The 11,041-nt window shown below is 66.6% G+C and carries 9 protein-coding genes; 4 read left to right on the top strand and 5 right to left on the bottom strand.

The genetic code is table 11. The features are described from left to right. Nucleotide 1 precedes the first annotated feature (1 nt). Together AC07YH_RS04835 and AC07YH_RS04830 are read right to left on the bottom strand one after the other, a co-directional pair. On the bottom strand, nt 2-3,289 hold the full coding sequence (locus AC07YH_RS04835) for a UvrD-helicase domain-containing protein (RefSeq protein WP_494745873.1): 3,288 nt from the start codon (nt 3,287-3,289) through the stop codon (nt 2-4). Next, nucleotides 3,286-5,940, bottom strand: coding sequence for a PD-(D/E)XK nuclease family protein (locus AC07YH_RS04830; RefSeq protein WP_494745872.1), 2,655 nt, complete (start codon nt 5,938-5,940; stop codon nt 3,286-3,288). The genes AC07YH_RS04835 and AC07YH_RS04830 overlap by 4 nt, the downstream gene beginning before the upstream one ends. 145 nt (nt 5,941-6,085) lie before the next feature. On the opposite strand from AC07YH_RS04830, the gene AC07YH_RS04825 reads away from it, so the two are divergent. Both AC07YH_RS04825 and AC07YH_RS04820 read left to right on the top strand, forming a co-directional pair. After that, nucleotides 6,086-7,084, top strand: a complete 999-nt coding sequence (locus AC07YH_RS04825) for a restriction endonuclease (protein WP_494745871.1) — start codon at nt 6,086-6,088, stop codon at nt 7,082-7,084. A gap of 168 nt (nt 7,085-7,252) precedes the next feature. Then, on the top strand, nt 7,253-7,441 hold the full coding sequence (locus tag AC07YH_RS04820; RefSeq protein ID WP_494745870.1) for a hypothetical protein: 189 nt from the start codon (nt 7,253-7,255) through the stop codon (nt 7,439-7,441). A 362-nt stretch (nt 7,442-7,803) separates the two neighbouring features. Here AC07YH_RS04820 and AC07YH_RS04815 read toward each other — a convergent pair whose 3' ends face one another. Both AC07YH_RS04815 and AC07YH_RS04810 read right to left on the bottom strand, forming a co-directional pair. Continuing rightward, nucleotides 7,804-8,823 (bottom strand): hypothetical protein, encoded by a 1,020-nt coding sequence (locus AC07YH_RS04815; RefSeq protein ID WP_494745869.1) that lies wholly within the window; start codon nt 8,821-8,823, stop codon nt 7,804-7,806. A 2-nt stretch (nt 8,824-8,825) separates the two neighbouring features. Then, nucleotides 8,826-9,500: a hypothetical protein gene (locus tag AC07YH_RS04810; protein ID WP_494745868.1), complete on the bottom strand. Its 675-nt coding sequence runs from the start codon at nt 9,498-9,500 to the stop codon at nt 8,826-8,828. Nucleotides 9,501-9,707: 207 nt separating this feature from the next. Between AC07YH_RS04810 and AC07YH_RS04805 the strand changes: the two genes are divergently transcribed. Beyond that, nucleotides 9,708-10,163 (top strand): hypothetical protein, encoded by a 456-nt coding sequence (locus tag AC07YH_RS04805; protein WP_494745867.1) that lies wholly within the window; start codon nt 9,708-9,710, stop codon nt 10,161-10,163. Next, on the top strand, nt 10,130-10,780 hold the full coding sequence (locus AC07YH_RS04800) for a hypothetical protein (RefSeq protein ID WP_494745866.1): 651 nt from the start codon (nt 10,130-10,132) through the stop codon (nt 10,778-10,780). The genes AC07YH_RS04805 and AC07YH_RS04800 overlap by 34 nt, the downstream gene beginning before the upstream one ends. 46 nt (nt 10,781-10,826) lie before the next feature. Here AC07YH_RS04800 and AC07YH_RS04795 read toward each other — a convergent pair whose 3' ends face one another. Continuing rightward, a complete protein-coding gene (locus AC07YH_RS04795) occupies nt 10,827-10,982 on the bottom strand; it encodes a hypothetical protein (protein WP_494745865.1) in 156 nt (51 codons plus the stop codon). Between the last annotated feature and the right edge of the window lie 59 nt (nt 10,983-11,041).

Genomic DNA, 11,041 nt, shown 5'->3' with positions numbered 1-11,041 from the left:
CTTAAACCGCCGGTTCGACCCAACGGACCAGTCCCAGGCTCATATAGACCAGGGCGGCGCGAGGTGCGCCCGTGGCCGCCAGATAGAGGCGCACCTGATCGACGTGGTCGGCCATCTGCGTTGGTCCGGGGGCGATGTCGCTCTTCCAATCGATGACGGCTTCGATGGTGCCGGCTTCATTCCAGGCCACCGCATCGGCCCGGCCCGCCATGGGCTGGGCCTCGCCGGCATCGCCGATCATCGCATAGATCGGCAGTTCCGCGCTCAGCCGCGGCCGCAGCGCCGCCACGTCAGGCAAGGCCAGCGTCCTCAGCACGGTATGGGCCAGTTCCTCTACGTCCTGGAGACTCTCGTCGGTCTGGCCGAGCGGCAGCATTTGGGACGCGAGCTCTCCGGCCCGCGCGGCTAGTGCGGGCGCGGTTTCCGCCAGGCCCTCTTCGAGGATTTCTTCGATAAGCTTGTGCAGGACCAAGCCGCGCCGTCGTCCGCCCGAGACGATCCAGGCCTCATCCTCCTCGTCCAAGGTTTCGGCCACCACCTCCACCGACTGAGCGCGATCGGCGTCGTGATCACTAGGGCGCAGCCAAGTGATCGGTGGGGCAGCCGCGACGATGAGCGCGGTCTCGGCCGCAAACGTCGCCGCGTCTTGGGCATTGACCAAGGTCGTCTGCGGCGGCGGCGCGGCGCCCGCAAACAGCGTGGCGTTGAACTCCGGCAGCGCCGCCGCGCCCAGGTCCAGGACACGAGACCACGAGCGCGCATTGGCGTTGGGGTGATGGGGCAGGATCAGGAAGTCACGGGCCCGGGTGCAGGCGACGTACCACAGGCGAACCCGTTCGCGCTGCAGGCTCTCGGCGTCCTGAGCGACGGCCTGGGCAAGTTCGGGTGAAGCGACGTCCCCGACCAGCCAGTGAAGCGTGTGGTGGTCAGGATGGCGCACGAATCGGTCCGGCTGGCGCAATTGCACCATGCCGTTGATCGGGATGACGATCGGCCATTCCAGCCCCTTGGCGCTATGCATGGTGACGATGGTCACCGCGTCGCCGTCGACCTCGCCCCAGCCCTCCGCACTCTTGCGCCCGGCGGCCCAGTCGGCGTGGAGGTCGGCGGCAAAGCGGCGAAGACCGCGCACGCCGTAGCGGGAGGCGCGCTGCAGGACGACGTCGATGTTGGCCGTGGCCGTCGCGGCGTGGCGGGGGTCCTCGCGCAGCGACACGGCCACCCGCACGTCTAGACGCTCGACCGCCTCGCCCAGAAGCTGGGCCGGGGTGGTGAAACGGGCTCGCCGGCGGAGCGACTGCAGGACCGACACGACCGTTTTGGCGTGCGGGTCGGCGATGTCGTCCAGCGCCGTGGCGACACTGAAGGTCGCCGCCCTCCCCTCGCGTGGGGGCAAGGCCAGGGTAATGTCCAGAAGCGCTTGATCGGTCAGGCCCACCAGAGGCCCGCGCATCAGCGCGCCGAAGGCGGCGGTGTCGCGACCATCGGCCAGCACCCGCACCAGGGCCACAAGGTCCTGGGTCTCCTGCCGGCGATAGAGGCCCTTGCCGGCTTGGGAGCTGATCGGCAGTCCCGCCTGCCGTAACGCGCGCTCGTAGAGCCACAAGCTGTTGCTCGTCGGGGCCAGGAGCGCGATGTCGCGGGCCTGTACCGGGCGCACCTGGCCGGTGTCGTCGCGCAGCACGCGCGCGCCGATCATCCGGGCGCAGATCGCGGCCACTGCCTGGGCTTCCTCGACCTGCAAGGCGTCGCGCCGCGCGTCCGGGGGCGCGACGATGGTCAAGCGCGTGGCGCTCTTGCGACTAGGGTCATCCCGACGCGTGCCCTCAAGGTCAATATAGCCAGGCTGCCGAGGTGCGTTCAGGGCGGGCTCGAACACACTGTTCACATGGGTGAGCACGCCGGTTCGGGACCGGAAATTAGCGGTGATCGGAAGAATGTTCTCCGGCCACAACCGGGCGATCACGGCCTTGGCCGTCTCGTAGTTGGAGACATGGGCGCCCCGGAACTGGAAAATTGCCTGCTTGGGGTCGCCGACCATGAAAAGTGCGCCGGCCCTCAGATCAAGATCGGTCCAGACCTGCGCCGGCGCCGTCGCGGCGATCCGGAAGACGATGTCGCATTGCCCCGGATCGGTGTCCTGGAATTCGTCGACGAGCAGATAGCGATACCGATCCGCCAGGGCTTGTCGCACCGCCTCGTCGCGCCCGAGCAAAGCCTGGGTGCAGATCAGGAGGTCATCAAAGTCCAACAGTGCCGCGCGGCGCTTGTGCGCCTCATAGTCGGCGAGCACCTCATCGAGCTCGGGAAACAGAGTGGCGAAGACGCCGCCGCTGACCCGCCCCATCAGCTCGCGATAGGCCGCGGCCACCTCGTCATAGGCGGTGATGACGCCCAGCAAGGTCGCTGGCGCCGTCGAGCCTTGCGGTCCAAGGTGGCGCGGACGCAGCAGGTCGAAGGCGTCCTTGGCCATGCACGCCAGCGCTGGCGGGTGGGCCATGCGCCATAGCGCCGCAAAATCGGGGGTGTTGGCGAACCCGTCCCGAAAGTGCCGGTCGAGCGCCTCCAGGTGCTGCAGCACCACGTCGTGGCGCGTATCGGCCGCGCTCCCCGCGACCGCACGGCGAAACGCGTCCACGGTCTCGCTGAAGGCCAGATCCGGCCGCCCCGACAGATCGACCGCCGGGGGCCGCGCGTCGCGATGGCCCCGGCGGAACTTGGCCATTTCGCGCAGGGTCTGGGTGGATCGACGCGGATCGCGCGCGGCCAGGATCACGACCGGATCGTCTTCGCGTCCGCCAAGTCCCAGACGTCGTCCCAGCCATGCCTCGAAGACCTGGTTGAAAGCCAGCTTGGCGCCGTCCTCATCCAGCACCTCCGCTCCTGGATCGACATTGGCCTCCACGGCGTAGCTGCGGAGAATGTCCTGGCAAAAGCCGTGGATCGTGGTCGCAGTGAGGGCGTCGAAGCTGGCCTTGGCGGACTGAAGCGCCAAGCGCTGGGCCTCGTCGAGCCCGGTGGGCAGGACCGCCTGAAGCGGCGCCGGGACGGTCCCTGCGAGCAGCTCCTCGAGCGTCTCTCGAACGCGCCCCGCCAGCTCGTCGGCCGCCAGGCGGGTGAAGGTGATGGCGGCCACGGCGCCGGGTGCGACTCCGCTGGCCAACAGCAGCGCGATGCGACCGGCCAGAAGCGAGGTCTTGCCGGTGCCGGCGGCGGCCTCGACCAAGAGCGTCGATGTGAAATCCGTCAGGGCTCGAGCCCGAGCGGGGGCGTCGGAAAGCTCGCTCATCGCGCCCGCCAAACCGCCGTGAATTCACCAAAGGCGCGGTTCATGGCCGGCTCCTTGAGTTTGGCGTAGGGCTCCGCAGCGGCTGGCAGAGCGATCCGAAGCTCGTTCCAATCCTCCCAGGCGTCCTTGGGGCCGGGCAGACACGTGCCCGCGCGGGCGAGGATGACGGCCGCGTTCATGTACTGGGTCACCGCCGCGCGCGCGGCGTCCAGGTCATCGCCACTGAGTCTGTAGGGCTTGGGCGCCTCCTCGGCCAAAAACACCAGCCGCGAGGAGATGCGGGCGTCGGGCCGATGGTGCGCTACGGCGATGGCGTAAAGGACCCTCTGCAGTTCCGCGCCACCGCCAAGACGCAGGTCCTTCGGCGCAGGCGGCGGCGCGCCCGTCTTATAATCCGTCACACGCGCGCGCTGATCGCCGTTGTCCAACTCCAGCCGATCGATGGCGCCCTGGATGAACAAGGGCGTGCCGGGCGCCGGCACGAGCGTGCGGGCATCCCACGGCGCGCCGGCGCCTGGATCCGGTGCATCGGGATCTCCAAAGCGCACCTCCGTCCAGCTCCGGGTTCCGGGCTCGAAATTGGGATCCAGGCGCAGGGCGCGCAGCGCCACCGACCGGGCCTGCTCGAGACTATAGCGCCACAGGCGCGGTGGCGGAACCGCGTGCTCCAAGGGCCAATCCACCATAGTGGCGTCTCGCGCAGCGTCCAAAGCGTCCTCGACCTCCTCGGCCGAAGCACGCCCAAAGCCGGGTCCTTGCTCCAGTCGGTTCACCGTTCGCTGCAGGAGCAGGTGCACAAGGTCGCCCATTGCTCGGGCGTCTAGCTCAAGGGGCCGCTCGATGGCGACGGTCGCCCGCCAACCGAGTGCGTAACGCCAAACGTAGCCCTGCGGATCGCGCAGCAGTCGGCGCAGAGAGGTCGCCGACTGCGGCCGGCCAAGGGCTGACTCGATCACCGGGTGATCCGGCTGAATTAGGCCGTCATGAGCATTAAGTTCAGCAACGCGGCGAGCTCTCCAGCAATCTTGCGCGGCAACAAATCGGGGTTCGGCGCGGGCTTCCTGCGGCCGCGCGGCCAATCGGTCAGCCTCGCTAAAGGCATGCTCGGGCACGCGTTGGCGCGCTAGGCTGTGGGGCGTGACGCCCGCCGGCAGTAACGGACTGGGGGCCTGAAGACCCCCGCGTGCATTGCGCCGCGCATAGGATAGCGACAGGTCCTCTGCGTGCCGCGATATTTGTGCAAAGACGCGCCGATCGATCTGTGGCCGCGTGGGCGCCCGATCGCCATCCAACGTCAGGATGTGGTCGGGAAGCAGAGGGTCGGTGGCCAGGCTCCTGGGCCAGCCGCCGGCGGTCAGGCCGAGCAACCGCACGAACCGGCGCGGGGCGCCGGCGAGATGGGCGGCCGGGCACCAGACGATGCTGTTGCCGGGGTCGGTTCCATCCGCAATGCGCAGGCCCGCGAGCGAGAAGGCCATGGCCTCGTGCGGTCCAGCCTGCAAAGCCGCGCGCCATACCCGGCCAGCCGAAGACGGCAGCAGCGTCTCCCCCGATGTCTCGGCGGCCGCCCAGCCAAGGCTGAGACGCTCCAAGGCCGGCCCGAGAGCCGTCGCGGGCCGAGCGCCATCGGCGCGTCTCGATTGGGCCAACTGCAGGGCGCGCGTCCATTGGGCAAGGTCGTCAAGACGCGCCTGCGCAGGAACGCCCCGCAACGGGTCGTCCGCCATTCCGGCCAACCCCGAGCACCGGCCGGCGCTATGGGCCAGCCAACGCCGGACGCGTTCCTGGCTCAAACCCTGGCCAAGAATTTCGACGAGCGCGGCGCAGGCTTGGCCATCGACCGTGCCGAGCACCGGCGTGCCGTGCGAGATGTGGACAGGCAGACCGGAGCTGGCCACCAAGACCTGCAGGGTCTCATCCCAGGGACCCGGCGCGACAGCGGCAATGGCGATCTCCTGCGGCGCGGCCCGCCCCGTGGCGATCAGCTCTCTCGCCCAGCGCAGAGCTTCGACGACTTCGGAATGGGGATCGGCACAAATCAGGACACGGTTGGCGGCAGACGGCGCGTCGCTACCGGCCGCGTCCGGCGCATCGACGACAGAGGTCGCCTGCGCCATCGCCGCGATCAGGGGGCGCCAAACCGGCGCGATCCAGTCGATGTGCTGGAACCTTACCGGACCGAGCAAGGCCGCCGCCATGCCGACCCGTCCTTGGCCGGCGTTGGCCAGATCTGGCGGGATCAGCACTCCTGGGCCCAGACGATTGCGAACACGCCGCTCAATCAAGCCAAGATCCAAGAGCCGAGGTGACGCATCGGGGGCTCCAAGGTCGACACCGGCCAGCCATAGCCGCTCGAAGGTTCGCGCCAAGGCGCGGACCGCGCCCGGCATGCGTTCCAACGGTGAGAGCTCGGCGAAGCCGCCCTCCCCGAGCGCGGCCGTCAGCGCCGGTTCCAGTTCCTCGCGTCCGGCGGGCCGCGCAAAGCCGCCCGCGAGCCGCGCCGCCAGCTGCGCCAGTGTCAGGATCTGCAAGCCGCGAGCTCCGGAGCGCGCAGCCTCAAGGCGCATCATGCGCAAGGCCAGAGGCCCATCGACGACGACGGTTTCAAGGCGCGTGTCCCGATTGGTGACCCGCGTCGCAGCGACCGTCATCATACCTCCTCAGGTCGTTTCCGTTAGCTGCACCGTAGAATGGTAGACCTTGCGACAATGCGCTAGGGGTTGCACGCGCCCCATCGGCTGAGCGCGCGCCGCCTGGGCGTGCCCTGCGGTCCGAGCGACCTGGAGGTTTCCGCGCATGGGCGGTTTTACCATGAGCAATCAGGCCATCCTTGACCGCCTCCAGGAAATGGTTGGCTTCAAGGCCGGCCTGACGCTCACCCAGGCGCGCCTGATGGACCTGATCAGCCACATGCACCCGCATATCGCGGCGCAACTTTCGGTTCCGGACGGAGCGACGCGGTTATCGTCCGTCGAGCACTTGGAACTGATCGCAGCGCTGCTGCACGCGGTGGGCGCCTGTGACGCCCCCAAGCCCGTTTTCGTCCAGCTCGATGTCGAACGGACCTTTCGGGACGACCCGGTCGCAGCGTCCTTGGTCGCGCCCATCGCCAAGGCCTTCGCAGCCTATACCGCGACCGAGGACGCCTTGCTTAGCCCCGGCGGCGCCAGCGGCGTCAATCCTTTCCTCGTGGAGATGCATGGTCTCTACAGCGATCGCGGTGCCGACGTCGCTCTGGCCTTCCTACGGCTACAAATCCAGGCCCAGCAGCAGCACATCGCCGATTTCCGCATGACCGATTGGATCGATCAGCGTGATCTGGAAGACCTGTTTGCGAGCGAGCGACTAGAAACGCAATATGGGCGGTTCTTCGACCAGCGCTTCATCAACTACCTGCGGTCCAACTTCGAGGCGATCGACGAGATTCATTGGCGTCAGCTGGAGGCCGTTACAGCCGAACATTTCGCGCGACAGGGCTTCGAGGTCGAACTCGGTCCGGGGCGCGGCGACGGCGGTGTCGATGTACGTGTGTTTCCGAAGGGGGCTGAGGCGGACCGCCCGCCGCTCATCCTCGTGCAGTGCAAACGCCAGCAAGCCCAGGTGGACGCCTTGGTCGTGAAGGCCCTTCATGCCGACGTGGTCCACGAAAGCGCTCGATCGGGCTTGATCGTCACCACCTCGCGGCTATCGCGGGGCGCACAGGTGGTTCGCACCGCGCGCGCCTATCCGATCCAAGCAGCCGAGCGGGAAAGTCTTCGAACCTGGCTCATGGCGATGCGAGGCGCGCCCGGCTAGGCGCGCCGCCCGCGCCCCGCCCTCTTGCGCTAGCCGGTAGGGACGGGCGGTCGGTTCGACATCCTGGACGATCTCCGAAACGCGTAGGGCGGACGCCGGCCAGTCTTCGCCGAACCGAATCCGGGGAGCAACGACCGCGCCCCGACGTTTGCGGAGGGGAGGTAATCCATGTCCGACCCGTTCGCACCGCCACCGCCCCAACCCGAACCCGGCGGTCCGCCGCCCGAGATCCCGCCCGACGGCCCGCCGCCGGAGATCGGCGATCCGATCGTTCCGTTCGAGGATCCAGGCCCACCGCTCGCTCCGGACGACGATCGTCCCTACGACCCGCCGCCGCGTGTGGCCGACGAGGCTTGATCGGCGGCCATTGGCCCCCACCTGACAAGGTGCAGATCAATGGCGCGTAACCGTGCCGCGCCTCGCGCCGCGAGGCCCAGCTTGCCGCCGAGGGCGATTGCGCGTATCTAGAGATCTGGTTTCTGCATTATCCTAATTCGCACCTGAGCCGCCTAGCGGTGGAAGTGCACGGCACAGATGAGAGGTTCACACCTCTTTGCCGTCGCCGAGGATCTTATGATCCGTCGAAACCGGGCACTGGGGACTTAGAGCCTCGGAGCTTTGGGGCCGACGCAGTTGAGCAATCAACTGAATCGACGGTAGACGAAGATAAATGCGCATATGTATCGGGCGGATGTTTCGGCATCCGCCCTTTACTTTTTTCAGGCCTTGTCGATCCGGTCGGCAGTGATTTTGTCATTGGCGAAGACGTTAGCGTGATCGCCAAAGACGTCGACCTCCTCGAGTTCGATATGGAACATGCGCTCGCGCACCAGCGGGACGTCGAATTCCCGCTGAACGTCGTGTTGGAAGCCCGGCGGCCGCAGTGGCGTGCCGAACCGGAACCGTCCCTCCAATTCACGGCGCAGACGCTCGTTCGATAGATCGTCGTCTTCTGCGATGTCGTGATGATCGGCATGCTGGCCGACATTGGCCTTGGCGAAGACGAGGTCTCGGCTATCCACCGCAAAGCTCAGATTCTTGCCGCCGACGCGACCGTAGAACTTCTTCAGGGCCTCTCCTGGGAATTTCCGCCGCTCGACATCCTCGTCCAGCGCCTTCACGTCGGCCTGCGCGAACTGTCCCTCGATCAGACCCAGGAAGCGCTCCTTGAGCAACGTTTTGTGCGCAAGCATGAAGTTGCGGGCCGGCAGCAGCAGCGGATCGTCGCGCCGGTGCGCTTCGAGCCGGTAGCGGATGTCGGATACCGGTTCACTTTCGGCGGTGACGAGCGCCCGGCGGACCATCGCCATCACGGTTTCAATATCGAACCGCCAGTGGCGGCCGTCCTCCCACCCCCAGTCGGCACAGCTCATCTTGATCGGGAAGACCGAGTTGCCGAATACCTCCCACAGCGGTGAGGTCCGGTCGTCTTCGACATAGGCAAGCACGATCCGCGTCGGGTCGATCAGGTCCACCTCGGGCGGTTGGCGTTCCTTGGCGTAGTTGAGGACCTGGCTGGCGAGATCTCCCACCGCGGGCGCGTCGTAGAGCGGATCGCGATCGGGAAAAGGCACCGAAACCGCCGACCAAGTGGCGGCCGCGTCGTTGTTGACGGTCCCGGCCGCGGCCTTTGCCGTGGCCGCCGGGAGGCCAGCCAGGACCAGAAGCGGCTTGCGACTGGCCGCACCGCGCGTCTTGGCCCGCGACTCGGGCTTGGCCGTCTTGCCGCCCCGCGCCACGTCTAGCTCCGACGCAGCAGGATCTTGGCGATGTCGGCTGGGATCACGATGCGGTCAATGATCTCCTGCGGCTGGGCCGCAAGGAACCGCGCCAGGGCGTTGTCGTCCTTCTTTCCGGGCCGGAAGGTCGCGGGGTCGAGCTGCTCGCGCCGCGCCCAGGCCAGGAAGTGCTCCCAGAGCGCCTGCTTGTCCTGCAAGGTCGCCGAGCCGAGTGCTAGACCCGGCTTGCGGTACTCCTCATGCACCACGCGGAAGCCCGGCCGCACGAGGTCGAGCGCCTTGGCCTTCTTGTAGTCGAACGGCGGCGTTACCCGCAGCGTGACGAACTCGCCGGCTCCGGTTCGCAAGCAGAAAGCGATCTGTACGGTCTTGGGCAAACTGTCGAACTGCGTTCCGGCCGCTTCGGCCGTCGCTGAGCGCTGCTGGACGAGCGCCTCGATCTCGGAGGCGCGATTGGCCGGCGCAATGACTTCGCGCCCCGGCCCCGGGTCGATGACCTTCAGGCGCTCGCCCGTTGCGCGGACTGCGTAGAGAAAACCGCCATAGGCGTCGCGCAGATCGTGCAGCAGCTCCTTGTGTGCGTGGCCGAAACTCGAGGCGAGCAAGGGCTTTACTTCCGGAACCGCGTAGTAGGCCTCGACCGCTTCGACCAGTTGTTGCAGGAGCGCTTCGTTCACCGGTTTAGCCGTCCAGGATCGGAATTCAGGGAATCGAGCCTAAGAACCTGGACCGTCCAAGTCCATCGATCGTTGCGGATCGAAGCCGTTGCAATCGTAGGCGCTATACGAGCTTGTACGTTCCTATGGTTGGACGCAGGCGCCCGACCGGGCGTAGCGAGGTGCCGCCTCACTCCCTTCCGAGTTGTGCACGCTATGGGGTCGTCCATGTCGAGCAAACTTTCATCCAAACAATCAGGAACGCTCGGCGAGCTGCTAGCGGTGGCGAAGCTGAACACGCTCGGGCTTGCGGCCTACATAAGCCCGGAGGGAGCGCCCGGCCACGATGTTATGGTCGTCGTCGAGGGGGTGGCGATGTCGATCGAGGTCAAGACCCGACAATTTCTGAAACGCCCTTCGGAAATCACGCGCTGGCCCGTCGAGATCGATAAAAAAGGGGGCGCGGACTTCTTCCTGTTCATAGAACTTGACTTGCGAACTTTACTGCCGACCTTCTATCTTTTGACGAACCAACAGGCTCGCGAGGCGCACAGAGACTATAGCGGCGGTGGGAATTGCACTCCTTCCAATGTGAGGCGATTGGCAAGCCCGAACGATTTTTCAGCCCTGACGGCAGCGCGGCGCAGCCCATGGAATTCATCAAGCAACACGCCGAACTCATGAAGGCCATCAAGGCAGCCGACCTCGCGCGCCCCCTATCCGAGGTCATCGATCGGATCGAACGACTGAACCACGGGCTGAACGCCTTTTGGGGGGAGTCGGGCGGCTGGGCTCCCGATACGGCGGCCGAACTGCTTAGCAAGTCTCGGCTCGACTGGCAGGTGTCGCTTTCGGCGTCGCTGCGCCACTGGGACGTCGATCCGCCGGACTCGATCTCCGAAGGCGACCTGATCCTCGCGTGGACCAATCTCGGGAGCCTGATCGAAGGCACAATCAAGCTGTTCCTCTCCGTGTTCTACGAAGATTACAAGAACGACCTCGACACGCTGAAGAAGACCCAGGCCTGGCATGGGAAGCAGGAGAAGCTGCTCGATCCGGATGGTCTGCGCCTCGACGTGCTGATCGACTATTGCGAGAAGGCGGCCCTCTTCGACCCGGACGAACTGGCGCTTTGTCGCCTCGTCCAGACGCGGCGAAACGCAATACACGCCTACAAGGACCGCCCCATCGGGTCCGGCGGCGAACTGCACCAGGCGATCCGCGACTACCTCGACCTGCTGCGCGGCGCCAATGCGCGCTTGCCCTATCCGGACGACATCTATCAGCCGACGGAAGCCTAGAAGGCGGATGTCCGCCGCCTACGCGTTGCGCGGCGGCGGACCCTCACTAGGCCGGATCGGCGTGACAGATGCGGTGTTGCCCGTCGATCGCCCGAAGCATTTCGGCGATCAGCTCCGAGCGGGTCGCGATCCAGACCAGCCGCCTCCACGGCACGGGGCGATCATCGTCTTTGTCGTAGGTCGTGAGTATGAAGGGATGCATTTCGCGCTCCTGGTCGTGCCGGATCCAAGCCGGTCGGCGGTATGTTGGAATCCGCATGA

The sequence above is a fragment of the Caulobacter sp. GW456-12-1-14-TSB4 genome (assembly GCF_059424195.1).
This window is presented reverse-complemented; position numbering and strand designations above follow the sequence as displayed.